We start from the raw sequence: 23,851 nt of genomic DNA on the forward strand, positions 1-23,851 counted from the left end.
AACAGTCAAGGGCCAAAGCCCCCCAAACCCCCCGCTGAAAACTGGAGAGCTAACTCACACATCTCAAACCTGACACTTAACCTGTGGGAGCGAGCTTGCTCGCGAAAGCGGTGTGCCAGACGACATCATTTTTGAATGTCGGATCCTCTTCGCGAGCAAGCTCGCTCCCACAGGGTTTATCAGTGTCCTCAGGAACCCTTGTTGCCCTTTTCATGGGACGGGTCGTAGACCTTGGTCAGGTCGCCGCCGAGTCGGAACGTCTTGAACGGCTGCATCCCGTGCTTCTTCTCCAGCACATCCGGCGAACAGGTGTAGAGCGTGCAAAACGGCTCGAGCCAGGCGAATTTCATGTCCTGTTTCAGGTCGGTCATGTCCTGCTCTTTGCCGTTCTTCTTCTCGAACTGATCGGGGTCTTTCACCCCGGCCAGCACCCGATCACCCAGACGTTTCAGCGCGCCGTTGTTTTCCTGACGCAGATCCACACCGTTGACCTGCGCAAAACTGGCGATCATCGCCAGTGGCGGCAGGGCGTAGTTGTGATAGGCGAGGGCGCGTTGCTGGCGCTTGAGTTCGTTGGGCAGGTAGCCGTCGGCATCGACCTGGTTGACGCCGACCTTGTATTCCTTGACCGCCCAATCGAACAGGTCGCGGCGGTTGGTCGCGACCGATGTCGCCATCACCGACCAGGCGGCCCAGTACGAGTGGTTGTTGGTTTTTTCCAGCGGCAGGTTGTCCCAGTCGCTGACCACCTGATCGGCCAATTTGCTGAACCAGGCCTCGATCACATGGGCTTCCTGCTGGTGCTGGGCCAGCGGATGGGAGTCGGAGAACTTCAGGCGAATGTACGACGAGGCCATGCTGCCCAGCGCCCATTTGCGCATCGACTTGCCGGTGTGGTTGAAGTCTTTGGACATCAATGCATCCGCCCGGGCCCAATTAACCAGCCAGTTCAGTGTGCAGTCGAGCTGTTCCGGGCGACCGTCGCGCATGAACTGCATGACGCGCTTGGCGGTGCCGCGCTCCAGGGTGGTGATGTCTTTGGTGGTGTCGCGGAAGGCTTTTTCCGACTGCACGTTCAGTGTCGCGCGGGCCTTGTCCGAGCCTTCGTATTTGCTGCGAAATTGCAGCGGTCCGGTGTACGGCGTCGGCATCGCGTCGCAGCCTTCGCTCTTGTCGCCGGTCTTGAATTTATCCACAGGCGCAAAGTAGCCCTGAGGAGGACGCAGCGGCGCGGCGGCCTGCGCGGTGCCGGCGAAGATCGCCAGCCCGAGCAGCGTTGGCGCCAACAGAGTTTTCAGTTTCGGATTTCGCATAGCAGACCTCATTGCCCGACCTGAGCGGTTTGTTGCCCAGCGCCCGGGAATACGTTGCGTTTGCAGATTTTCGCTTCGACTTTCTGTGGCGCGGTGCCCGCTTCCGGGCCCTGGACTTCGACCGCCAGCAGGTTTTGCGAGGCCCAGTCTTCGTCCGTGCGCAGCTCAAAGGCGAAACGACCGTCGGTGTCGGAGGTTTCCGGTTTCTCGATCTTGATGTCCTCGTGGCGACCGTTCATGTACCAGAGGGTGGCTTGCAGGGTTTTCACCGAGGTGTCGGCGAAGCGGATGTCGACCTGATGGCTGCTGTTCTGCAGGTTCAGGTTCTTGCTGTTGACCAGCAGTTCTTGTTTGCCGCCCGGCTTGAGCGTGGTGCTCGCGGACATCTGTGCCTCTTTGCCTTCGCAGCCGTTGTCGAGCAGCGCCATCATCTGGCGATAGATGGTTTCCTGGTCGAGGCGGTACAGCGGCGAGAATTCCCAGATGAGGATTTTCGGCGGAGATTTCTGGAATTCGTCGCTGCCCAGGTACTGCAGCATCGAACCTTCCAGGCCACCGCCGGGGAAGGCGACGTTGAGGATGTCGGCGCCGATGGCTTCTTCGAGGAAGCCTGCGAAGTTGTAGTTCTTGCCGCTGTGCGAAGTACCCACGAGAGTGATTTGCGGGTTGCCGGAATCACCGAACAGGTCGCCGTCACCGGCTTCGCCTTTCGGCTCGGTGGTGAACTGATCCATGTACTGGATTGCGTAACTGGTGCCGCACAGTTGTCCGGCCATGTTGTGCAGGGTGCCGGTCTTGCCCATGCGTCCGGAGCGTTTGGTTTCGAACTCACGCTTGGGAATGTCGGCGAAGGCCGGGATCTGCTTGACCTTCTCGGCGACGATTTTTGCCGTGCGCTGGGCACCGTATGGCGTCCAGTGCTGGTCGCCGCGGAAATAGAAATCGTGGGCCGGCAGGGTGTCCGGCAGCGATTCGTTGGTCAGCGGCGACAGGTCCGGCACCACGTAACCCATCTTCGCGAAACGGCCGAGCATGGTCTTGTAGTTGCCCAGCGCTTTTTCGTAATCGAACGCGGCTTTTTCTGCCGGGTTGAGCTTGTTGCGGTTCACCAGACCTCGGGTCGGCTGGTAGACGATCACCAGTTCGACGCCTTTGGCCTTGAACGCATCGTGCAGCTGTTGCAGGCGTTTGTAGCCGGCCGGGGTGGTGTTGAACTCGGTGCGCAAATCTTCCTGGGTCCGGAACAGCCAGTCGCCCTGCGCCTGCACCAGGGTGGTGAAGTTCTGCTGGTAGCGGGTGGTGTAGTTCTTCGCATCGTGGGCGGCCGGGCACAGGCTGCAGCAAGGTTCGGCCGTGAATTCAGGCGGCTGGACTTCATCTGCGCGGGCGCCGTTGCCGGCCGCCAGAATGCCCACGGTCAGGGCCGACAGGCTGAGTAATTTGATCAGGTGTGGGTGCATAAAATTATCCTCAGTCCTGCAATTCGGTCTGGCGTTCGACAGGGTCGATCAGCACGGCTTTCTGCTGGCGCACCAGCAGGTCGAGAATTTCATCCTGGCGCTCGCCGAGGATGCCGTTGAAGCTGATGCCGCTGGATTTGGTCGGCGCCAGCATCGACACGCGATACAGCTCGACACTCAACGGCGAATCGATCGACAGCGGACCGCTGCCGTTGGCCGCCAGTTCACCGCCGACCACGATCAGCGAGACCTGGGCGTCGAACGGGTCGAGCTCGATGTCACGGTCGGTGTCGGTCAGGTCCTTGATGTGCCCGTAGACGCCGGTCAGGCCGTTGGCCATGGCGACGTTTTCGTAAAGGCGGATGTTCACGCTGTTACGAATGCGAATGCCGTGGCGTTTATTGCTGATGACCTTGTTGCCCCACAGCAGGTTGTCGGCGGACTCGTAGAGCGTGATGCCGTCGGTGTGGTTCTTGTAGATCTCGTTGTAGGCGATCAGGTTGTTCACACTGTTACGGTCGATCACCAGGCCCGAGAGGTGGTTGTCGTAGCTTTTGTTGTTGAAGATGAAGCTGTCGTTGACCTCACGGGAAATGATGATCCCGTGCTTCTTCTTCGTGCCGTACACCGTGTTCTCGGCAATGATCAGACCGTGGGAACGGTCGTGCGGGTCGATGCCGTAGACGATGTTGTCCTTGTAGGTGTTGCCCTTGACCACGAAGTCGCGGGTCTCGTAGCAGTAGAAGCCGTACCACATGTCCGAGAACTCGGAACCGACGATCCAGCCGGTCGGCTCGGGACGCTTGAGCACCTTGGCCATGTTCGGCGTGTACTGGGAAATACTCACACCGTAGGACTTACTGTTGGCGTAGCCGAAACTGGCCATCTTGCTGTTGACGATGTAGGTCTCGGTGCCACCCCAGGCCAGCAGGAACGGGCGGAATTCCTTCGGCGAACGGAAGGTCGCCGGGCCGTTGTCCTTCTCGCGCCAGCCGGTGACCTTGGTGTCACGCACGAACAACTGACCGTCGTTGACCAGGAACGATCCGGCTTCCTGGGACAGGCGCAGTTCCTGGGTCTGGCCGTCGATTTCGAGGATGCCTTTGCGGCCGACCACGATCGGCAGCTTGGCCAGATAGACGCCCGGCGAGGTTTCGCTGAAGTACTGCTTGGGCAGTTTCTGCGCCAGCTCTTTCAGATTCATGTAGCCGTCGTCGACGAAGATCGCCTGCGGGATGCCGTGCTGACGCACCACCCATTCGGCCATCTTGTTGTCGCCGCCGATGAAGTCCTTCAGGGCGTCTTCCTGCATCATCCGGCGCACGCTGATCTTGCCCGGTTTGCTGCGCACGATTTTCGCGGCGGCGGCTTCGGCGGTGTAGCCGGAGAGGTCGGGCAGTTTCGGCTTGGCCAGTTCCAGCGCGTCGGTCGGCGCGCTGCTGACGGTGTAGGTCTTGGCCTGTTGCAGCTCCTTGGCAGTGGTCACCGGCTTGGCCGGTTCCACACTGGCGAAGGCGCCGGCCGAGGCCAGCAGCATCGCGCCGGCCAGCAGGCTGAGTGAGCCTTTGCGGGCACTGTTCATGTCGGGCACTCCCTTGGCGGTCAGCATCAGAAGCGCCAGATCACGTCGATGAACGCGCGGTGCATGTACGAATCAACCTGGCTGCCGTAGGCATCACCCGGCTTGAACACACCGCCACGGAAACGTACCAGCGCCGACGGCTCGTCGATCGACTGGCTCAGCGCTGCCGGCAGCAAGCCTTGCTTGAAGTACTTGGTGACCACCAGATCCATTTCCTGGCCCAGATCCTTGTTGCCGTCCTGCAGTGGCAGCGAGGTGCTGGAGAGGATTGCGCCGGTCACGTCGTCGGTGTTGTTTTCCACAGCGTTGATGCCGTTGCTGCCCACCGGTTTGTTGCCGTCCACGCGCCAGAACTTGTGGTAGATCAGGCTGGCGTCGTACTGGTCGTTGAGCATCCACGAACCGAACAGGGTGGCGGTCTGCATGTTGTTCATTTCGCCACGGAAAGCCTCGCCGAAACGGTGAACCCGCGAGCGGGTACCGGTGTAGTTCGAGCGGTTGCTTTCCAGGCCATTCTGTTGGTAATCGGCGCTGGCACGGGCATAGGCCGCACCGACCTGCCACTGCGGATCGAGGCGCAGACGCACACCGACGTCGGTGGCCCAGCCGTTGATGTCTTCGCTGCGTTTGGCCTGCGCCGGGCGGGTGCCATCGGCGTTCAGCGGGTTGACCGTGTCGCGGTCGCCGCTCATGCCGGTGATGCTGCCCCAGTAGTTGACGGTGTTGGTGTTGCGCCAGTTGTAGGCGTCGCTGTCGGCGGTCAGGCCGAGCCAGCTGATGTCGCCGTTCTGGGTTTTGTCGAGGGTGTCGCGGGGCACACCCGGTTCGGCGTAATCGAGTTTGCCGTCGTCGTGGGTGTGGTGACCGCGAATCCCGACCCACTGGCCCGGCGTCCACTGGTAAGCGGCATCGGCGTAGGCGTGCAGGCGATCCTTGTCTTTCGGCGCCAGTTCCTTGAGGTCGGTGCGGTATTCGCTGAAGCGTTCGGCGACACCGGCGTTGGCGCGCAGCAGGGTGGTGTCGAAGGTCCAGTTCAGCGCTTCGATGTTGGTGTCGCGCCACTGACCGTCGTCGTTGCGCAAACGCTGGCGACCGAACTTGAGGATCTCGCCGGGGTAGGGCGTCAGACCGCTGTAACCGACCCAGAACTCGCGCATTGCCAGGTAGTTTTTCTTGGTCTTGCGGTCGCCGTTGTCGGTGGTCTGGGTGCCTTCGCTGTCGGACTGCTGCAGCGTGTCGGTCTCGATGATGTCGGTCGAGGTCACGGCCTGGCCCATGGCGTAGGCGCTCCACGCGCCGCTTTCGCCGTAGACCCACGGACGCAGATCGAGGCCGACGCCGTTGACGTCGCCGCCGCTGGCGGTGCCGAGGTCGCGGTCGTCTTCGGACTGGCCGGTGATTTTCACTTCGAGGCCGAAGTTCTTCGATTCAGTGATCGCGGCCAGGGTCGGACAAGACCAGATCAACGCGAACGTGAGGCCAATGCCGGCCTTCACAAAGGGATTCAATTTCATAGTTTTTCCTCGCCGTCTTCTTCTTGCAGGGCGTGCAGTTGCAGCGTGTTCTGGTTCAGGGCGCCACGGGCCGCCTGTTCCTGTTGCAGCAGGCGCCGGGCTTCGGCCAGGCGCTCGGGCGGCAGCTGGGCGGCGAGGGTGGTCGCCAGCTCGTCGGCTTGTGGGGTGTTTTGCGCCTTGGCCAATTGGCTGAACACATAGGCGTTGAGCGGGTCGGGCTTGGTGCCCTTGCCTTGGGAAAACAGCTGGGCGATGGCGAAGTCGGCGCTGTTCTGGCCGTTGCGCGCAGCGGTCAGCAGATGGTCGAGGGCCTTCTGCGGATAGACCTTGCCCAGGTAGCCACGGCGGTAGATCTGGCCGAGGTAGTAATCGGCGGCGACTTCGCGGCCGACGGCTTTCTGGAAATGTTCCTCGGCGACTTTCGCGTCGGCCGGGACCAGTTTGCCTTCGTAGTAGAGCTTGCCCAGCAACAGTTCGGCGCGCGACTGGTCGGCGGCGCGGCCGTTGTCCAGGTACTTCATCATCTGATCGACATCGCCCAGTTCCGGGAAGTCGTAGAGCAGTTGTGCCAGCGTTACCCAAGACGCCGGGTAGCCCGGCGCGATCGGCTCGAGCAGCGACTGCGCGGTTTTTTCGTCGGTCTTGCCCAGGGTCGAATCAGCCAGCACACGGGCTACGGAATCCACCCGCTGAGCGCTGACGGTGCCGCGGCTGTAACCGGCCTGCAGTTGTTTGATCAGCTCGGCCTGTTGCTCCGGCGCGCCACGTTTCTGATAGACCGTGGCCAGTTCGACGTAGCAGATGTCGGTGGTGTTGAGTGCGGCCTTGCAGATCTTTTCCACGTCATCCAAGTGCTGGTCGTAAGTGCCCTGGGTGCGATACAGCAGCACTTGAGCGAGACCGGCTTCCGGGTAACCGGATTTGCGCCATTGGTCGATCTGCTGCTGAGCGTTGATGTTCGGGAAGCTGTGCGGGTATTGCAGGTACAGCATCGCGAGCGGAATCAGCGTGTTGCCTTCGCCACTGGCGGCGGCTTTCTTCAGCAGGGTTTCGGCTTCGTGATGTTCGGCCTCGGTGGAACCGGGCTTGGCCACCAGCAAGCGGCCGAGTCGGGCCTGGGCGCGCGGCGAAACACTGGCGGCGGCGCGGTAGGTGGCTTCGGCCTGTTTCATTTGTTCCGGATCGCGACTGTCGACCTGAATATCGGCGAGGCCCACCTGGGCTTCGCTGTAACCCAGATCGGCCAGCGCACGGTAGTTCTGCGCGGCGGTCGCGGTGTCACCGCGCTTGAGCGCTTCGTTGGCCAGACGCTGGTCAGGCAGGCCGGCGCAACCGGCCAGACTGACTGCCAAGGCCAATGCGCACACTGAACCCATGTGGGAGCGAGCTTGCTCGCGAAAGCGGTGTGTCAGTCGGCACTGAGGCTGAATGTCAGAATGCATTCGCGAGCAAGCTCGCTCCCACAGGGTTTGTGGTGTGCTCGAGATGGGTGCAGTAGTCACAGGCATGTCCTCGACTTAAAGACCGGCAGCCATGGCTTTGTCGATCAGCCAGTTCAGGTTCGGACCACGGTCGCTGTTCACTTCCACCGGGCGGCCGGCGAAGCGGCTGTCCAGCGGTTCGTCCGGCTGGATCTGCACGCGGATGTCGGAGGACAGGTCAGCGCTTTTCAGGCTGGTGCTGCTGGCGATCTTGCCGGTGCGGGTCTTGTCTTCGCCGGCGATCTGGAAGCTCACCGGGGTGCCCGGACGTACGTCGCCGAACTGGCGATAGGAGAAGCGTGCATCGACGGTGGCCTGGGTATTGCGCGGTACCAGCTGGAAGATCACGTCGCCCTTGCTCGCGTATTGACCGTCGGCCACCAGTTGCTGGGCCACGGTGCAATCGCACGGCGAGGTCAGAGTGCCGGTCATCTGCTTGCCGAACAGTTCTTCAACCTTGGCCGGCTGCAGTTGATCTTCGTCCAGATGGCCCTTGAGCACGTCGAGCATGCTGGTGCTGAAAGTCGCCAGCGGTGCACCTTTGGCGGCAACGCCGTCGGATTTGACCAGGCTCTGCACAGTGCCGTCGCGCGGCATGGTGATGTTCATGCCCGGCACGCTGACCAGACCGGCCTGTGCATGGCTGACGAAGTACATGCTGTACACCGATTTGAAAATGAAACCCGCCGCCACCAGGCCGACCGCGAAGATACCGGCGCTGAACGTCACCGCTTTCAGACGCCCGAACGGGGTCATGCCGGAGTCGCCGTCCTTGACCTTGCGGGCCTTGGTGAAGTTGTCGCGCTGCAGGGTTGCCAGCACTTCGCCGATGCTGACGATGTCGCCGGCCAGGTGCGAAGTGATCAGGTGGCGCAGGGTCGAAATGTCCTGCGGCTCGAGGTTCTGGAACTGGCAGCCGACACGGCCCGTCTGCCGGTCGTAGGAGCGCACTTGCAGTTCAACGTCCATGGCCAGGCCGAGGTTGTCGATGACGAACTGCAGACGCGCCTTGTACACCTCGCCGACGGTCAGCGGCAGTTGTCCGGCATTGAACGCCAGACCACCGGCGGACAGGTCGAGGACCCGTGCTTCAACCGGGGTCCGGTCAGGGCCGAAGAATCGCAGCTTGGCCGGGATTTTTACCCGGGCGTGCTGGCGCTGGGCTTCGGATTCATGCACTACGTTGACGTTGACGGCGGTATTCATGGGGGCGATTTCCTTGTTAATTCAATAGGGGCAGGTCAGACCATCATCAGCAGCACGGCGACGAAGATGCTGCCGGCGGAGAAGGTCATGGTCCGAGACGACCAGGTGTTGAACCAACGTTGAAAGCTGGCGAGATCACGGGTCAGGGAAGTGGGTTGGCGAGTCCAGGATTGTTGGTCGAGGCGGAAGAACACGTAGATCTTCACCAGCGCGCCGACGATCTGGTTGTAATAGAGAATTGCCGGGTAAGCCGGACCGATCCGGTGGCCCGAGCAGGACAGCAACAGCGTCAGAATCAGTCGGGTGATGCCGATCCACAGCAGGTAAACCAGAATGAACGCGGTGCCGTATTTGAAGCTGGCGATGATTGCCACGGTCAGGCCGAGCAGCGATGTCCACATCGATACGCGCTGGTCGAACAGCACCACCGAGGTGAAGGCACCGAGGCGTTTTACACCCAGGCCCAGCGCTCGGGAGTTCTGCCGCAGGTTGTTGCCGTACCAGCGGAACATCAGTTTGCGGCTGGCCTTGATGAAGCTCTTTTCCGGCGGGTGTTCAACGGTGTTGATCGCCGCGTCCGGCACGTAGAAGGTGTCGTAGCCCAGACGCATCAGGCTGAACCAGCTCGACTTGTCGTCGCCGGTCAGGAACTTGAAACGGCCCAGGCGCCAGTGTTGCAGCGAGTCGCTTTCAACGTCGGCGATGAATTCCGGGTTGGTGACCACGGTGGCGCGGAACACCGACATGCGTCCGGTCATGGTCAGCACGCGTTTGGACAGGGCCATCGAGCACATGTTGATGTGGCGCTGGGCGAAGCGCAGCTTGTGCCACTCGCTCATGATGTAGCCGCCACGCACTTCGCAGAATTCGTTGGTGGTCAGGCCGCCGACGTTGCCGAACATCTGGAACCACGGCACGGTTTTGCTCACAACGCCTTCGCCGAGCACGGTGTCGCCATCGATCACGGCCACCACGGCGCGGTCGTCCGGCAGGTGACGGGAGATCGCGCGGAAACCAAACGCCAGGCCATCACGTTTACCGGTGCCGGGAATGCGCACGAAGTCGAGTTTCACGCGGTCCGGTGGATTCATCCGCGCCCACAGCGCCTTGACCAGCAGCTCATCGGACATTTCGACGATCGAGCAGACCACGGTGGTCGGCAGTTCGCAGTCGATGGCTTCGCGGATCACCGAGCTGTAAACCTGCGCGGTGGTCAACGCGTCGATGCGGAAACTGGTGACCATCAGAAACACATGCGACGGGTCCGCCGCTTTACCCAGCTTGCGAACCTTGCGGCGCAGGTGCGGGTAGACGATGTAGAGAAAGATCATGCCGCGCACAAAGTGCGTGGCACCCATCGAATAGCGCCAGATACCCACGGCGCCAATCAGGAAAATGAAGTCCTTCGACTCGGAGTCGAACGTGGACGTGGGCAGCATCAGGGCCAGGCCCATCAGCAGGCTCAGAAACAAAAGCCAGCCGGCGGATTGCAGAAAAAAATGTTTGAGCTTGGACATGACCGTCATCCGAAGGTGATGGGGGCTTCAAGCCGCCCGCCGATTCATGGCGGGCGGTTTGAAACTCGGGGCTTGCCGCTGCGTTACCAGCAGATGCCTTCGGTGCGGCTACCGGCGCTGGTGGCCTTGGACATGAAGCCCACCAGGTCGATCACCTGTTTGCCGTGCGGCGCTTCTTCGGCCAGCGCACGGAACTTCTCGTCGCGGTTGCCGAGGATGATCACGTCGGAGTTGTCGATCACCGAATCGAAGTCCGCGTTGAGCAGGGACGACACGTGCGGGATCTTCGACTCGATGTAGTCCTTGTTCGCGCCGTGGACACGGGCGTACTGGACGTTGCTGTCGTAGATGCTCAGGTCGTAACCCTTGCCGATCAGCATCTCGGCCAGTTCCACCAGCGGGCTTTCGCGCAGGTCGTCGGTGCCGGCCTTGAAGCTCAGGCCGAGCAGGGCGACTTTGCGTTTGTCGTGGCTTTCAACGATGTCGAAGGCGTTTTGCACTTGCGATTCGTTGCTGCGCATCAGCGAGTTGAGCAGCGGCGCTTCGACGTCCAGGGAGCCGGCGCGGTAGGTCAGGGCGCGCACGTCTTTCGGCAGGCACGAACCGCCGAACGCGAAGCCCGGGCGCATGTAGTACTGGGACAGGTTGAGGGTCTTGTCCTGGCAGACGACCTCCATCACTTCGCGGCCATCGACGCCCACCGCTTTGGCGATGTTGCCGATCTCGTTGGCGAAGGTCACTTTGGTGGCATGCCAGACGTTGCAGGTGTACTTGATCATCTCGGCGAGGGCGATGTCCTTGCGGATGATCGGCGCGTCGAGTTCTTCGTACAGCGATTGCAGAACGTCGCCCGAGGCCTTGTCGAACTCGCCGATGACGGTCATCGGTGGCAAGTCGTAGTCGGCGATCGCGGTAGATTCACGCAGGAACTCAGGGTTTACGGCGACACCGAAATCAACGCCGGCTTTCTTGCCGGAGCAGTCTTCGAGGATCGGGATGACAACGTTTGCCACGGTGCCCGGCAGCACGGTGCTGCGCACGACGATGGTGTGACGGGTGGTCTTTTCGCGCAGAACAAAACCGATCTCGCGGCACACCGCTTCGATGTAGTTCAGTTCCAGGTCGCCGTTCTTCTTGCTCGGCGTGCCGACGCAGATCATCGACAGATCGGTGTCGCGAATTGCCTCGGCGAAGTTGGTTGTGCCGCGCAGACGACCGGTCTGGATACCTTGTGCCAGCAACTCGCCCAGGCCCGGTTCGACAATGGGAGATTTGCCAGCGTTGATCATGTCGATCTTGTCTTTGGCAACATCGACGCCAACGACGTCATGGCCCCGTGCAGACAGGCAACCGGCACATACTGCACCGACGTAACCCAAACCAAATATGCTGATGCGCATCGCAATTACCTCTGTATATATCAGGCCTTAGAGGGCCGGAGTTAATGGTTTTCAGCGTTCTTAGTGCACTCGAAAGTGTGACTTACAGGCGTCACAATGCCGTGTGCAGGCATACTTAAGTTCCGAGTGTCTAAATAAGTGCACTCAAGATGTGCGCTAACCAGGCCTTGTTGTTATGACGTGCCCTGTTATGCAGCCGATCCTCTGGTCAGAGGGCTCTTGTGCAATCGTGTTACACGCTCGATGCCAGGATAAATACCTGTAGATCAAGCGCTTGGGTGCTCAGGCGAGCACGTTTATAGGGGCGCGACCATGGCCTTGCAGGGGATATTAATGGTGCGTATCTCCTGTCCTTCGATAGTTGTCCAGAGTTGTTATCCATGGGTGCAAGTTGTTGTGACAACTTGGTTACATGGTTGGGTTCTCTGCGTAAGTTATCTCGTACAAACTCGGCGAGAATCGTTACCGGTGGTATGAGCTATGCATTTGGACATAGTTCCTGTCCGCTCATCGCGGAAGCAGAAATTTTTTGAAATATTGAGAAAGATGGCACTGCTTTCAAATTGATAGCACTTTCGATTTCGCCCTTTGTTAATCGGGGGATAATCGCGTTAGATGGTTTTGTGCCACTACTGTGAAAAAATTTAGGTGCCACTACTGAAAAAAATGACAACTGTCGAGTGAAACTAAAGATAGGAAAGAGGGTGATGTTTTTATGGCGCCAATAAGTCGGCGTAAACAGGCGGGGGATTTTTGACGTCGTGCGACCTGCACGACTCTCTTAATCAAGAGTCGTGCAGAAGTGCATGCTTTATTCCGGTGCGTGGTCGCGCAGAAACACCAGATTGTCGGGTTTCGATTGCTCGGCGCTGTAGCGATAACCCTGTACATCGAACTGCTTGAGGAGGGCCGGATCGTTGATTTTTTCCTGGATCACGAAGCGGCTCATCAGGCCCCGGGCCTTCTTGGCGTAGAAGCTGATGATCTTGTACTGGCCGTTCTTCAGGTCCTTGAACTCGGTATTGATGATGCGTGCGTTCAGGGCCGTGCGTTTGACGGCCGAGAAGTATTCGTTGGACGCCAGGTTCAGCAGCACGTCATCGCCCTGATCGGCCAGCGCTTCGTTCAGCCATTCGCTGATGCGCGTGCCCCAGAAGGCGTACAAGTCCTTGCCTCGGGCGTTGGCCAGTTTGGTGCCCATTTCCAGGCGATACGGCTGCATCAGGTCGAGCGGGCGCAGCAGGCCGTAGAGGCCGGAGAGCATGCGCAGGTGCCGTTGTGCATAATCGAAGTCGGCTTCGCTGAAACTCTGGGCGTCGAGTCCGGTGTAGACGTCGCCCTTGAAGGCCAGCAATGCCTGTTTGGCGTTTTCCGGTGTGAACGCCGGTGTCCAGCTGCCGAAGCGCGCGGCGTTGAGGCCGCCGATCTTGTCGGACACGTGCATCAGCTCGCTGATCTGCGCCGGGCTCAGTTCGCGCAGTTGCTGGATCAGTTCCTGGGAATGGTCGAGGTATTGCGGCTGGGTGAAGCGCTGGGTCGCCGGCGGTGTTTCGTAATCGAGGGTCTTGGCGGGGGAAATCACCATCAGCATGAAGTCGTCTCCTTTAATCGTGGGGGCGATTCTAGGGGGTTGGGGCGGATGACTCCAGCTATCAGGTCCATAGGTGATCGGTGGTGTGCCACCCAACCCTGATCGTTCCCACGCTCTGCGTGGGAATGCAGCCAGTGACGCTCTGCGTCACCCCGGCAGCGGACGCGGAGCGTCCGGGGAGGCGTTACCACGCAGAGCGTGGGAACGATCATCTGTGTGCCTGCGGGAATTACTGTCGGATCGGCTATAGTGCCGCGCGGGTTTTGTTATGGAGACACCCTTTGCGCATTGTTCTTTTTTTCGCCGCGTGGCTGTTGAGCGTCGGTGCCGTTGCGGCGCCGGGCGATATCGCGACGCTGGATCGCAGCACCTGGCCGGAGAAGCTCGACAACCCGACCCTGTTCGACGTCGCCTCACGGGCGGAAATCCTGATGTTCGCCCGAGGCCTGCTCGGCACCGAAGCACTGGACGAAGCGGCGCTGGCCCAGCGTCTGGGACTGCGCACGGTCAATCTGGATGCGATCAACAGCCTGCGCGAGCGCCTGTGGCAGCGCCTGCTGGCCAACTACAACTTCGCCCAGCAAAGCTGCGATCAGGACGCCTCGTTTTGCTTCCTCGTCGAAGACTTGCCGACCCTGCGCGAGCAGGCGGCCAAATTCGTGGTCAGTGACGAGAGCTACTACACCAAATGGGCCGAACCGAGCCGGATCTTCCATCTGCAGTACCTTGATGAGCTGATGCGCAAGGCTGCGCTGTCGCCGCAGACCAGCAGCGAACTCGATCATTTCGCAGACTACGAGCGCAACGGCGACGACATGCACGATCGCCTGTTTCTGCTGAGTTTCGACAGCGCCGCCAACCTGCAACCGGACAATACCGACTGGCTCACCGAGTACCTGCGCAAGTCGAACCTGAGCGGCACCTTTTTCATGTTGGGCAAGGATGTTCAGGCGCGGCTGGCCGATCGTTCGGTGAGCAGTCTGCAAGCGACGTTTTCGCAGCAGTGCGTCGGCGTTCAGGGCTGGGAATTCCGCTCTCACAGCCACTGGCAGGACTGGCAGGATTCGGTGCGACGCAGTGCCGACCTGGTGCGCAACAAGCTGCCGGAAAATTACGTGCCGCTGTTCCGTCCGCCGGAAGGCCAGCGTCGCAGCGATGCTGGGGGGTTCTTCAACAGTCAGGGCTTGCAAGTGGCGCTGTGGGACATCGATGCCCAGGACGGCGCCGGCAAGCTCAAGGGGGCTCCGAGCGCGCAGCGCGTGCTGACCCTGATGCTGTTGTGGCGACACGGAGTGATCAATTTCAACATGAAGCAGGATGCGGTGAAGACCGCGTTGCCGTGGCTGATCACACAGACTGCGCAAAGCGGCATCGGCTGGGAAGACTGTCAGAACGCGTTTCGCTGAAAAACGGCAAGAGCCCGGAAATATGGGGCTTGGGGTGAATTTTTTGCAGGATTCGATGCAGGCGGACTTCCGACTCTAACGGGGGCAGGGCGGTCCGCCAAGGGCTTTTCGTCACTTTGCAAAATAAACTTCAAAAAAGCGTCAAAGTGCTTTTTTCTGTCACGGGTTTTGGAGTATTACGAAGTCAGACCGCCGAAACCTGCAACACAGGTGGCGTCTTCCAAGACCCATTTTGTGTGCGGTTCACCTGCTATCCCGACAAAAGCTGTGCAGGTGGATTCGGCAGTCACTTCGAGGCGCAGCACCGCCGAGGTATTGCGTCGAATGGCTCCCACAAAGGTGACCGAGTATGGATGATCACGGACGTAGCCCCTCCTCCAACCAGCCAATCCTTTATGTACTCGATACCAACGTACTGATTCACGATCCGAACGCCCTGCTGAATTTCGAAGAACACCACGTCGCGATCCCGATGACCGTGCTTGAAGAGCTGGACAAGCTCAAGAGCGGGCATCACAGCGTGGCCGCCGAATGCCGTCAGGCGATCCGCCTGATCGACAAGACCCTGGGCGATGCTTCCCCGGAAGATGTCGAGCTGGGGGTGCCGATCCAGCGCGGCAAGGGCGGTCCGAAGGGCTTGCTGTCAATTCTGATGAGCAAGCAGGCCGAATCGAACCTGATTCTGCCCGAGCATCTGAACGACAACAAAATCATCAACCAGCTGATCGACCTGCACACCCGCGACCCGAAAAAACCGGTGGTGCTGGTCACCAAAGACATCAACATGCGCCTCAAGGCGCGCGCCTGCGGGATTGACGCCGAGGACTACAGCACCGACCAACTGGTCGACGACGTGTCCCTGCTGCCCAACGGCTATCACAACATGACCGGCTCCTTCTGGGACCGTGTGAGCAAGGTCGAAACCCGTCAGGACCATGGCCGCACCTGGCATCAGGTGCAATTGACCGATAACCTGCCGGCCGTGCACATCAACGAATTCATCATTGATGAGCAAGGGTTTGTCGGCTGGATCAAGGAGATTGAGGAGGACCGTCTGCTGATCCTCGACCTGCATCAGGAACCGCTGCTGCACCAGGAAGCCTGGGGCCTCAAGCCACGGGACATCTATCAGAGTCTGGCGCTGTATGCGCTGCTGGATCCGGACATTCACCTGGTCAATCTGTCCGGCGCCGCCGGCTCGGGTAAAACCATTCTGGCGCTGGCCGCTGCGATCGAGCAGACCATGGTCAGCAAGCGCTATCGTCGCATCATCGCCACCCGCAGCGTGCAGGGCCTGGACCAGGAAATCGGCTTCCTGCCCGGCACCGAAGCGGAAAAAATGGAGCCTTGGCTGGGCGCCATCACCGACAACCTCGAAGCCTTGCACATGGATGACGAAAACACCCATGGCAGCGTCGACTACATCCTCAGCAAAGTGCCGTTGCAGTTCAAATCGCTCAATTACATTCGCGGTCGCAGCTTCCAGCAGAGCCTGATCCTGATCGACGAATGCCAGAACCTCACGCCGCACCAGATGAAAACCATCATCACCCGGGCCGGCGCCGGTTCCAAAGTGGTGTGCCTGGGCAACCTGGCACAGATCGACACCCCTTACCTGTCCGCGACCAGCTCCGGGCTGACCTACCTGACCGAACGCTTCAAGGATTTCCCCAACGGTGTGCACATCACCCTGCAAGGGGTGCCTCGCTCGATCCTGGCCGAATACGCCGAATCGCATCTGTAACCGTCAAACGCAACCGGGCGACTGCAAAGTCGCCCGGTTTTTTATGTGCGCAATTCTGACCCCCAGGTTTACAATCGACGCTCCTGATCAGGAGTAATCCCGTGCTGACTCATCTCGATTCCCAAGGTCGCGCCAACATGGTCGACGTCACCGAAAAAGCCGTGACGTTCCGTGAAGCGACGGCCCAAGCGCTGGTGCGCATGCTGCCCGACACCCTGCAGATGATCGTCAGCGGCGGCCATCCCAAGGGCGACGTGTTCGCCGTGGCGCGCATTGCCGGCATTCAGGCGGCGAAGAAAACCAGTGACCTGATTCCCCTGTGCCATCCGTTGATGCTGACCGGCGTCAAGGTCGAGCTCAGTGCCGAAGGCGATGACGCGGTGCGCATCGTCGCCCGCTGCAAACTGTCCGGGCAGACCGGCGTCGAGATGGAAGCGCTGACCGCCGCCAGCGTCGCCGCCCTGACCATCTACGACATGTGCAAGGCCGTGGATCGTGGCATGACCATCGAAAGCGTGCGTCTGCTGGAAAAGGTCGGCGGCAAGAGCGGGCATTTCCAGGCGGAGCAGCCATGAACCTGACCGTGAAATTTTTTGCCCGTTACCGCGAGGCGCTGGGCGTGGACTCGGTGAAGGTCGAGGGTGACTTCGCCACCGTCGATGACGTTCGTGCGTTGCTGGTGCAGCGTGACGGCGCCGAGGTGCTGAGCGAGCAGAATCTGATGTGCGCGCGCAACGAAGACCTCTGCCAGCTCGACGAGCCGGTGGCGGATGGCGACGAAGTGGCATTTTTCCCCACCGTGACCGGAGGCTGAGCCATGCGCATTCGAGTGCAGTCCGAACCGTTCGATCCGGGCGCCGAAGTCAACGCGATGCACGCGGCCAATGTCGGCGTTGGCGCGGTGGTGAGTTTCGTCGGCTACGTGCGTGACTTCAACGATGGCCTCGATGTCGCCGGAATGTTCCTCGAACACTATCCGGGCATGACCGAAAAGGCCCTCGGCAAGATCGCCGTAGAGGCCGAGCAACGCTGGCCGCTGTTGAAGCTGGAAGTGCTGCACCGCATCGGCGCGCTGGAACCGGGCGAACCGATCGTGTTTGTCGCCTCCGCCAGTGCCCACCGCCAGGCGGCGTTCGACGCCTGCGCCTTTGTCATGGATTACCTGAAAACCCGCGCGCCGTTCTGGAAGAAAGAGAACACCAGCGACGGCCCGCGCTGGGTTGAAGGCCGTGACAGCGATCATGCGGCGGCGGATCGCTGGAAGCAGTAATTCCTCTGTCGACTTAGAGTCAGTCTTCGCGAGCAAGCTCGCTCCCACAGGTTTTAGATAATCCTCGTGGGAGCGAGCTTGCTCGCGAAGAGGCCATCCGAATCACCAATTCCCTCAAGTTCACCTCCCCGACCATCGGCCAGAAATGATCGGTCTCGCCCAATTGACGATTTGTACGTAAAAGTCCAGTATGGATTTACAAGTACAAAAAAGGTCTTTCCCCGTTTCAGCTTTTTTCTTCTGTCTTGCCAAACCAACAACAACCCGCGAGAGAACGAACATGAAGAAATTCCCCCTCATCACCGGTCTGGCACTGAGCCTGTTGGCGTGCAGCAGCGCGTTCGCCGCCGAGAAAACCCTGCGCATCGGTATCGAGGCGGCGTATCCGCCCTTCGCCTCGAAAACCGACAAGGGTGAAATCGTCGGTTTCGACTACGACATCGGCAACGCCCTGTGCGCGCAGATGCAGGTCAAGTGCGTGTGGGTCGAGGGCGAGTTCGACGGTCTGATTCCTTCCCTGAAAGTGAAGAAAATCGATATGGCGCTGTCGTCCATGACCATCAACGAAGATCGCAAGAAGTCGGTGGACTTCACCCACAAGTACTATTTCACCTCGTCGCGGCTGGTGATGAAGGAAGGCGCGAGCGTCGATGACCAGTACGCCAGCCTCAAGGGCAAGACCGTTGGCGTGCAGCGTGCGACCACTACCGACCGCTACGCCACCGAGGTGTTCGAGCCCAAGGGCATCAACGTCAAGCGTTACGGCAACAACGAAGAAATCTACATGGACCTGGCGGCCGGGCGTCTCGACGCGATTTTCGCCGACACCATTCCGCTGACCGACTTCCTGTCGATGCCTCGGGGCAAGGGTTACGCCTTTGTCGGGCCCGAGTTGAAGGACCCGAAATACGTGGGCGAGGGCGCGGGGATTGCGGTGCGCAAGGGCAACACCGAGCTGGTCAGCCAGTTGAACACCGCCATCGACGGCATTCGCGCCAGTGGTGAGTATCAGAAGATTTCCGAGAAGTACTTCAAGTCGGACATCTACGGCGACTGACAGTCCGCCATAGCTGGCACGCCAGCTCCCACAGAGATTTTCGGTGTACACAAAACCTGTGGGAGCTGGCTTGCCAGCGATGAGGCCGTCAGATTCACCGCAAAATCTTCAGCCCTTCAATTCCTTCAAATGCTTGTACACCGTCGCCCGTCCCATGTTCAGGACATTGGCCACATAGTTCGAGGCGCTCTTGCCCTTGAACGCCCCCTCGGCGTGCAGCGCCAGCACGAGTTCGCGTTTGTGATCACGGGTCAGCAGGTTCAGGCTCAGTTGCCGTTCGCGCAGCCAGGCGTGCAGGAAAGTGTTGATCCGCTCCTGCCAGTCATCGCGAAACAGCGAGTCCGGTTGCGGGATCAGCTTGCTCGGCGAGAGGAACAGGTCCAGCGCAGCCTTGGCATTCTCGAACAGCGAAATATTCAGGTTGATGCACAGCACCGCCAGCGGATGACCTTCGCTGTCACGCAGCACGGTGCTCAGGCTGCGAATCTTCTGGCCGTCCCAGTTGAGCTTTTCGTACGGGCCGATGTTCCGTTCGCTGACGTCGTCGCTGAGCATGTCTTCCAGCGACGATTCATCGCCGATCACCCGTTTCGACAGGTTGTTGGCGATGTAGTCGACCTTCTGCGTGCGCAGGTCATGCAGCACCACTTCGGCATGGGGAAAGAACAGCGTGGCGATGGCGTCGGCGATGGCGTGGTAGTTATCCAGCGCGGCGTCATGCAGCTCGGGCGTGTGTTCGGGGGCGGTCATAACTGTGGAGCTCCAGGCAACGTCAGCGCCCCCGTGATCCGGGGGCGTTGCGAGTGTGCCGCAATCCGTCGGGCGCGTCATCCGGGCGGACGGTCAGGCCAGGCGGGAAGGGGCGAGCATGGCGGCGGTCAGGCCGAATTGCTCGAGGTGTCGGGGCAGCGATTCGCCACGCACCAGCGCTGCGCTGGCCATGCCCATGGCCGGTGAGGTCTGGATACCGTAACCGCCCTGGGCCGCGACCCAGAACAGCCCCGGCACTTGTGGGTCGAACCCGGAGAGCAAATCACCGTCGGCGACGAAACTGCGCAGACCGGCCCAGGTGCGGGTCGGGCGGCGGATGGTCAGGGTCGTCGCCTCCTCGATCTGGTAAATGCCCATGGCAATGTCCAGTTCTTCCGGTTGCACGTCGTGCGGCTCGACCGGGTCGGCGTTGGCCGGTGAGCCGAGGAACATCCCGGCATCGGGCTTCATGTAAAAGGATTCGTCGAGGCTGACCAGCATCGGCCAGTGATGAATGTCCACGCCTTCGGGGCCGGCGAAGATGAACGCGGCGCGACGTTTTGGTTGCAGGCCCAACGGCCGGGCGCCGGCCAGGGCACCGATCTTGTCGGCCCAGGCGCCAGCCGCGTTGATCACGATGGGCGCGCTGAAGGTTTGGTCATTGGTCTGCACGTGCCAGATTCCGTCGGCATCGCGGCTCAGCCCGAGCACTTCGCAATCGGTCTGCACCTGGCCGTTGTTGCGACGGATGCCGCGCAGATAACCCTGATGCAGGGCGTCGGTGTCGATGTCGCTGGCGGTCGGGTCGTAGATCGCGCCATGGACTTTTTCCCGGCGCAGGATCGGCAGCCTCGCGCAGGCTTCATCCGCGCTGAGCAACTGCATCTCCGGCACTGTGGCTTTGGCGCTCAGGTATTGATTGTTCAGCTCGGCGGCGTCCCCGGTGAAATCCACGGTCATTTCCCCGCGCGGGGTCAGCAGCGGGTGCTCGCAGAAACCGCTGGGCGGATGGTCGAAGAATTCACGGCTGGCCTGGGTCAGCGCCCGGACCTGCGGTGTGCCGTAAGCGGCGGTGAACAGCGCCGCCGAGCGCCCGGTGGAGTGATAGGCCGGATGCGACTCGCGCTCCAGCACCGCGACCTTGCCGTGCTGCGACAGCCAGAAACCGGTGGAAGCGCCGGCGATCCCGCCGCCGATGATGATGAAATCTGCATGACTCATGAAAATCTCCGGTGTCAGCGCTGCAATTGATAGATGGCATTGGCCAGGGCGATGTCTTCCAGACCCAGACCGATGGAGCGGAAAAACACGTGACGCTGGTAATCGGGGCGCTGCACTTTTTCGCTGAGCAGATCCGCCAGGTCGCCGAGGATCGCGCTATTGTCCCAGCCATGTTGTTCGCGGGCGATCAGCATCTCGCCGGCCGAGCCCGGGGTGGTCAGGCGATAGTCGCAGAACACCTGCATGTCGTTGAGGCTTTGCGGCGGCACTTCGTGGGCGCGCGGTGCGTTGGTGCTGATCGAGGTGATCAGCGCTGGTTTGTTCAAGGTCGCCGGGTCGATCACAGGTCCTGCGGACGAAGTGCAGAGCATGACTACGTCGGCCTCGGCGATGGCGGCTTCGCGGCTTCCGGCGATGCTCACCCGTGGATCGAGGGCTTGCAGTTGTCGGATGGTTGCCGGGTCTTCGCTCAAGGTAGGTGAATACACACTGATGCTCTGCCAGTCGCGCAACGTTTTGACGTAATGCAGGTGCGCCTGGGCGACCTTGCCGCTGCCGATGATTGCCAGACGTTTTGCGTTCGAAGGGGCCAGGGCGTCGACGGCGACAGCTGTGGTTGCCGCCGTGCGGGCGGTGGTCAGTTCGCCAGCATCGCAGAGCAGCAACGGTTGACCGGTCTGCATCGACATCAACAGCGTCCATGCCGTCACCAGCGGGCCTTGTTCGCGAACGATGTACGGCGAGGTCTTGACTCCGTACACGCCATCTTCTGCCAGCACGCCCAGATAGTTGATGAAGTCCCCGGCGCCCTGGGGAAATTCCACCAGTTGCTGCGCCGGTTGCACCGCATGCCCGGCCGCCAGATCGCGGAACAGCTTGCGCAGGATCTGCGGCACATCGATCCGGGCCAACAGCTCGCGGGCCTGGGTTTGGTCGATCACGTAGGGCGTACTGGACATGGCAGACTCCGGAGACTGTTTTTAAACTAATTTGTCTATTATGGACTTTTAGTTTTGTTGAACAATATCCGGGCGAAAAAAAAGCGCAGTCCGTTGCCGGCTGCGCTTCTCTTTATGGTGCCGCTTACTGTGGACGCTTGCGCTCAACCGCCCGCAACAGATGGGTCGGCGGCGTTTCACAGCTGATCTTGCGACCGAGTTTTTCTTCGATGGACGGCAACTGATAGGAGTCGTCTTCACCGGCGAAGCTGATCGACACACCGTCGGCGCCAGCACGACCGGTACGACCGATGCGGTGCACATAGTCGTCCGGGACTTCCGGCAGGGTGAAGTTGATCACGTGGCTGATGCCGTCGATGTGGATACCGCGACCGGCCACGTCGGTGGCGACCAGGACGCGGATCCTGCCTTCGCGGAAGCCTTCAAGCGTCTTGATCCGCTTGTGCTGCGGCACGTCGCCGGACAATTGCGCGGCGTTGATGCCGTCGCGCACCAGGCGTTCCTCGATGCGCCGCACTTCGTCCTTGCGGTTGGCGAACACGATCACTCGCTCCCAGCCGTTGTCGTTGACCAGGTTGAAGAGCAGTTTGTATTTGTCGGCACCGGCCACCGCATAGATGTGCTGTTCGACATTTTCGTTGGCCACGTTGGTGACCTCGATTTCGACGATCGCAGGATCGGTGGTCCACTGCTTGGCGAGGTTCATCACGTCATCGGTGAAGGTCGCGGAGAACAGCAGGGTCTGGCGTTCGCTTTTCGGCGGAGTCTGGCGAATGATCTGACGCACTTGCGGGATGAAGCCCATGTCGAGCATGCGGTCGGCTTCGTCCAGCACCATCACTTCAACCATGTCCAGGTGCACGTCGCCGCGCTGGTTGAAGTCGAGCAGGCGGCCAGGCGTTGCGACGAGGATGTCGCAATGGCGCGCTTCGAGGTGCTTGAGCTGCTTGTCGAAGTCCATGCCGCCGACGAATGTCATGACGTTGAGGCCGGTGTACTTGGTCAGGTCGGCGGCGTCCTTGGCGATCTGCACCACCAGTTCACGGGTCGGCGCGATGATCAGCGCCCGTGGCTCGCCCATGTAGCGCTCTTTCGGCGGCGGGGTCTGCAACAGCTGGGTGATGATCGAGATCAGGAACGCGGCGGTCTTGCCGGTGCCAGTCTGGGCGCGGCCGATGGCGTCTTTGCCGGCGAGGGTATAACCCAGCACCTGAGCCTGGATCGGCGTGCAATACGGGAAGCCCAGGTCGTGGATGGCATGCATCAGTTCCGGGGCGAGCTTGAAATCGTGGAAGCGGGTCTTGCCTTCCTGTGGCTCGACGACGAAGTCTTCGAGCTTCCAGGGAATCACCGGCGCCTTGGGCTTGGGTTCGCGACGTGGTCTGGCCGGTTTCGGGGCTTCGCTGCGCGCAGGCTCAGTGGCGGGCGTGGCAGCCGGAGCGGGTTTCGGTTCGTGCTTTGGGGGCGTGGCGGGCGTCTGGCGGCCGGCCTGGCTGGCATCGTTGCGATGACCGGGGGCGTGCGACGGCGCAGTGGGGACTGGCGCGAGCTGCTCAGCCTCGCTTTTACCGAACATTTTCTTGAGTGCTTTGAGCACGGTCATCTCATCAATTGGTTAAGGAATGTACGCCGGCCAGTGTAATGCAAGAAACGGGCGCGGCGTAGTGGGATGATCAAAGGGCGACCCCTGTCGCAATTGTCAGCGCAAGCGTTCGCTGAGCCACACGCCGATGTCGCGAATTTCTTCGGGTAACACTTCGTGCTCCATTGGGTATTCCTGCCATGTCACGGTGACACCATGGGCCTTGAGATACTCATAAGCCGTGCGACCCATCGAGTTCTGCACCACGTTGTCGAACTGGCCGTGCAGCGCCAGTGCCGGAATCCGTTGCTGGCTGGCGGATAACTCCAGTTCATCGCTGAACGTCGGCGCGTATGTCGATAATGCCAGTACCCCGCCCAGCGGCCCCTGCCATTTCAGAAACGCGGTGTGATAGACCACGGCGCCGCCCTGGGAAAAACCGGCGAGGAAAATCCGCGATGCGTCTATTCCGCTGCTTCGCTGTTCTTCGATCAATTCGATGATGCGATCGGCGGACGCTTCCAGCTCATCGTGGTCGATCGACCGTGCCGGGCTCATGGCTTTGATGTCGTACCAGCTTGGCATGGCATATCCGCCATTTATCGTCACCGGGCGCGTCGGCGCCTGAGGCAGCACGAAACGTGTGCTCAGCAGGCTTTCCTGAAGCGCTTCGGCCACCGGCAGAAAGTCGTAGCGGTCGGCGCCGAGGCCGTGCAGCCAGATCACGCAGGCGTCTGCGGGCTTAACAGGCTGAAGAATCAAGGGCTCGGTCATGGCTGCTCCAATTGTGTGCGGGCG

20 protein-coding genes are annotated in these 23,851 nt (G+C 60.7%); 6 read left to right on the forward strand and 14 right to left on the reverse strand.

Annotated features, from left to right (window positions below):
- Positions 1-188 precede the first annotated feature (188 nt).
- The 9 genes from I5961_RS04855 to yaaA all read right to left on the reverse strand — a co-directional run bounded on the left by I5961_RS04855 (position 189) and on the right by yaaA (position 13,064).
- Positions 189-1,313 (reverse strand): mannuronate-specific alginate lyase, encoded by a 1,125-nt coding sequence (locus I5961_RS04855; protein WP_227234516.1) that lies wholly within the window; start codon positions 1,311-1,313, stop codon positions 189-191.
- Positions 1,314-1,321: 8 nt separating this feature from the next.
- Entirely contained in the window at positions 1,322-2,773 is a 1,452-nt protein-coding gene (locus I5961_RS04860) for an alginate O-acetyltransferase (RefSeq protein WP_085698538.1), read from the reverse strand.
- Positions 2,774-2,783: 10 nt separating this feature from the next.
- The gene (algG, locus tag I5961_RS04865; RefSeq protein ID WP_227234517.1) at positions 2,784-4,355 is read right to left on the reverse strand and encodes a mannuronan 5-epimerase AlgG; all 1,572 of its coding nucleotides are present in this window, start codon (positions 4,353-4,355) and stop codon (positions 2,784-2,786) included.
- A 26-nt stretch (positions 4,356-4,381) separates the two neighbouring features.
- Positions 4,382-5,869, reverse strand: a complete 1,488-nt coding sequence (locus I5961_RS04870) for an alginate export family protein (protein WP_227234519.1) — start codon at positions 5,867-5,869, stop codon at positions 4,382-4,384.
- Positions 5,866-7,377 (reverse strand): alginate biosynthesis TPR repeat lipoprotein AlgK, encoded by a 1,512-nt coding sequence (algK, locus tag I5961_RS04875; RefSeq protein WP_371917928.1) that lies wholly within the window; start codon positions 7,375-7,377, stop codon positions 5,866-5,868. The genes I5961_RS04870 and algK overlap by 4 nt, the downstream gene beginning before the upstream one ends.
- A 9-nt stretch (positions 7,378-7,386) precedes the next feature.
- Positions 7,387-8,556: an alginate biosynthesis protein Alg44 gene (locus I5961_RS04880; RefSeq protein WP_227234521.1), complete on the reverse strand. Its 1,170-nt coding sequence runs from the start codon at positions 8,554-8,556 to the stop codon at positions 7,387-7,389.
- A 35-nt stretch (positions 8,557-8,591) separates the two neighbouring features.
- Positions 8,592-10,073 carry a mannuronan synthase gene (alg8, locus tag I5961_RS04885; RefSeq protein WP_227234522.1) on the reverse strand — a complete coding sequence of 494 codons (1,482 nt, stop codon included), beginning with the start codon at positions 10,071-10,073 and terminating at the stop codon, positions 8,592-8,594.
- An 83-nt stretch (positions 10,074-10,156) separates the two neighbouring features.
- Entirely contained in the window at positions 10,157-11,473 is a 1,317-nt protein-coding gene (locus I5961_RS04890) for a nucleotide sugar dehydrogenase (protein WP_227234523.1), read from the reverse strand.
- An 811-nt stretch (positions 11,474-12,284) separates the two neighbouring features.
- On the reverse strand, positions 12,285-13,064 hold the full coding sequence (gene yaaA, locus I5961_RS04895; RefSeq protein ID WP_085698543.1) for a peroxide stress protein YaaA: 780 nt from the start codon (positions 13,062-13,064) through the stop codon (positions 12,285-12,287).
- Between the two features lie 281 nt (positions 13,065-13,345).
- Between yaaA and I5961_RS04900 the strand changes: the two genes are divergently transcribed.
- From I5961_RS04900 to I5961_RS04925, 6 genes are all read left to right on the forward strand, one after another.
- Complete coding sequence (locus I5961_RS04900) at positions 13,346-14,470, forward strand: polysaccharide deacetylase family protein (RefSeq protein ID WP_227234525.1); 1,125 nt, start codon at positions 13,346-13,348, stop codon at positions 14,468-14,470.
- Between the two features lie 349 nt (positions 14,471-14,819).
- The gene (locus I5961_RS04905) at positions 14,820-16,214 is read left to right on the forward strand and encodes a PhoH family protein (RefSeq protein WP_085698545.1); all 1,395 of its coding nucleotides are present in this window, start codon (positions 14,820-14,822) and stop codon (positions 16,212-16,214) included.
- A gap of 101 nt (positions 16,215-16,315) precedes the next feature.
- Positions 16,316-16,789 (forward strand): cyclic pyranopterin monophosphate synthase MoaC, encoded by a 474-nt coding sequence (moaC, locus tag I5961_RS04910; protein WP_007957321.1) that lies wholly within the window; start codon positions 16,316-16,318, stop codon positions 16,787-16,789.
- Positions 16,786-17,028, forward strand: coding sequence for a MoaD/ThiS family protein (locus I5961_RS04915; protein ID WP_085698546.1), 243 nt, complete (start codon positions 16,786-16,788; stop codon positions 17,026-17,028). Before moaC ends, I5961_RS04915 begins: the two co-directional genes overlap by 4 nt.
- 3 nt (positions 17,029-17,031) lie before the next feature.
- Positions 17,032-17,484: a molybdopterin synthase catalytic subunit MoaE gene (moaE, locus tag I5961_RS04920; protein ID WP_227234526.1), complete on the forward strand. Its 453-nt coding sequence runs from the start codon at positions 17,032-17,034 to the stop codon at positions 17,482-17,484.
- 280 nt (positions 17,485-17,764) lie between these two features.
- The gene (locus I5961_RS04925; protein ID WP_011332566.1) at positions 17,765-18,541 is read left to right on the forward strand and encodes an ABC transporter substrate-binding protein; all 777 of its coding nucleotides are present in this window, start codon (positions 17,765-17,767) and stop codon (positions 18,539-18,541) included.
- 108 nt (positions 18,542-18,649) lie between these two features.
- Here I5961_RS04925 and I5961_RS04930 read toward each other — a convergent pair whose 3' ends face one another.
- The 5 genes from I5961_RS04930 to I5961_RS04950 all read right to left on the reverse strand — a co-directional run bounded on the left by I5961_RS04930 (position 18,650) and on the right by I5961_RS04950 (position 23,827).
- Entirely contained in the window at positions 18,650-19,291 is a 642-nt protein-coding gene (locus I5961_RS04930; protein WP_007957327.1) for a transcriptional regulator, read from the reverse strand.
- Positions 19,292-19,384: 93 nt separating this feature from the next.
- A complete protein-coding gene (locus tag I5961_RS04935; protein WP_227234528.1) occupies positions 19,385-20,512 on the reverse strand; it encodes an NAD(P)/FAD-dependent oxidoreductase in 1,128 nt (375 codons plus the stop codon).
- A gap of 14 nt (positions 20,513-20,526) precedes the next feature.
- Positions 20,527-21,471 (reverse strand): ornithine cyclodeaminase family protein, encoded by a 945-nt coding sequence (locus I5961_RS04940; protein WP_227234530.1) that lies wholly within the window; start codon positions 21,469-21,471, stop codon positions 20,527-20,529.
- Positions 21,472-21,595: 124 nt separating this feature from the next.
- Entirely contained in the window at positions 21,596-23,074 is a 1,479-nt protein-coding gene (gene rhlB, locus I5961_RS04945; RefSeq protein WP_085698549.1) for an ATP-dependent RNA helicase RhlB, read from the reverse strand.
- A gap of 96 nt (positions 23,075-23,170) precedes the next feature.
- On the reverse strand, positions 23,171-23,827 hold the full coding sequence (locus I5961_RS04950) for an alpha/beta hydrolase (protein ID WP_085698550.1): 657 nt from the start codon (positions 23,825-23,827) through the stop codon (positions 23,171-23,173).
- Positions 23,828-23,851 lie beyond the last annotated feature (24 nt).

The organism is Pseudomonas sp. IAC-BECa141, assembly GCF_020544405.1.
In the GTDB taxonomy this organism is placed as follows: Bacteria; Pseudomonadota; Gammaproteobacteria; order Pseudomonadales; family Pseudomonadaceae; genus Aquipseudomonas.

Excerpts from the sequence above, each read along its gene's own strand:
- moaE (WP_227234526.1), top strand. The coding sequence starts at position 17,032 with ATGCGCATTCGAGTGCAGTCCGAACCGTTCGATCCGGGCGCCGAAGTC.
- I5961_RS04925 (WP_011332566.1), top strand. The coding sequence starts at position 17,765 with ATGAAGAAATTCCCCCTCATCACCGGTCTGGCACTGAGCCTGTTGGCG.
- I5961_RS04905 (WP_085698545.1), top strand. The coding sequence starts at position 14,820 with ATGGATGATCACGGACGTAGCCCCTCCTCCAACCAGCCAATCCTTTAT.
- I5961_RS04870 (WP_227234519.1), bottom strand. The coding sequence starts at position 5,869 with ATGAAATTGAATCCCTTTGTGAAGGCCGGCATTGGCCTCACGTTCGCG.
- I5961_RS04930 (WP_007957327.1), bottom strand. The coding sequence starts at position 19,291 with ATGACCGCCCCCGAACACACGCCCGAGCTGCATGACGCCGCGCTGGAT.
- alg8 (WP_227234522.1), bottom strand. The coding sequence starts at position 10,073 with ATGTCCAAGCTCAAACATTTTTTTCTGCAATCCGCCGGCTGGCTTTTG.
- yaaA (WP_085698543.1), bottom strand. The coding sequence starts at position 13,064 with ATGCTGATGGTGATTTCCCCCGCCAAGACCCTCGATTACGAAACACCG.
- algK (WP_371917928.1), bottom strand. The coding sequence starts at position 7,377 with ATGCCTGTGACTACTGCACCCATCTCGAGCACACCACAAACCCTGTGG.
- I5961_RS04890 (WP_227234523.1), bottom strand. The coding sequence starts at position 11,473 with ATGCGCATCAGCATATTTGGTTTGGGTTACGTCGGTGCAGTATGTGCC.
- I5961_RS04940 (WP_227234530.1), bottom strand. The coding sequence starts at position 21,471 with ATGTCCAGTACGCCCTACGTGATCGACCAAACCCAGGCCCGCGAGCTG.
- rhlB (WP_085698549.1), bottom strand. The coding sequence starts at position 23,074 with ATGACCGTGCTCAAAGCACTCAAGAAAATGTTCGGTAAAAGCGAGGCT.
- I5961_RS04860 (WP_085698538.1), bottom strand. The coding sequence starts at position 2,773 with ATGCACCCACACCTGATCAAATTACTCAGCCTGTCGGCCCTGACCGTG.
- I5961_RS04950 (WP_085698550.1), bottom strand. The coding sequence starts at position 23,827 with ATGACCGAGCCCTTGATTCTTCAGCCTGTTAAGCCCGCAGACGCCTGC.
- I5961_RS04915 (WP_085698546.1), top strand. The coding sequence starts at position 16,786 with ATGAACCTGACCGTGAAATTTTTTGCCCGTTACCGCGAGGCGCTGGGC.
- I5961_RS04935 (WP_227234528.1), bottom strand. The coding sequence starts at position 20,512 with ATGAGTCATGCAGATTTCATCATCATCGGCGGCGGGATCGCCGGCGCT.
- I5961_RS04880 (WP_227234521.1), bottom strand. The coding sequence starts at position 8,556 with ATGAATACCGCCGTCAACGTCAACGTAGTGCATGAATCCGAAGCCCAG.
- I5961_RS04855 (WP_227234516.1), bottom strand. The coding sequence starts at position 1,313 with ATGCGAAATCCGAAACTGAAAACTCTGTTGGCGCCAACGCTGCTCGGG.
- algG (WP_227234517.1), bottom strand. The coding sequence starts at position 4,355 with ATGAACAGTGCCCGCAAAGGCTCACTCAGCCTGCTGGCCGGCGCGATG.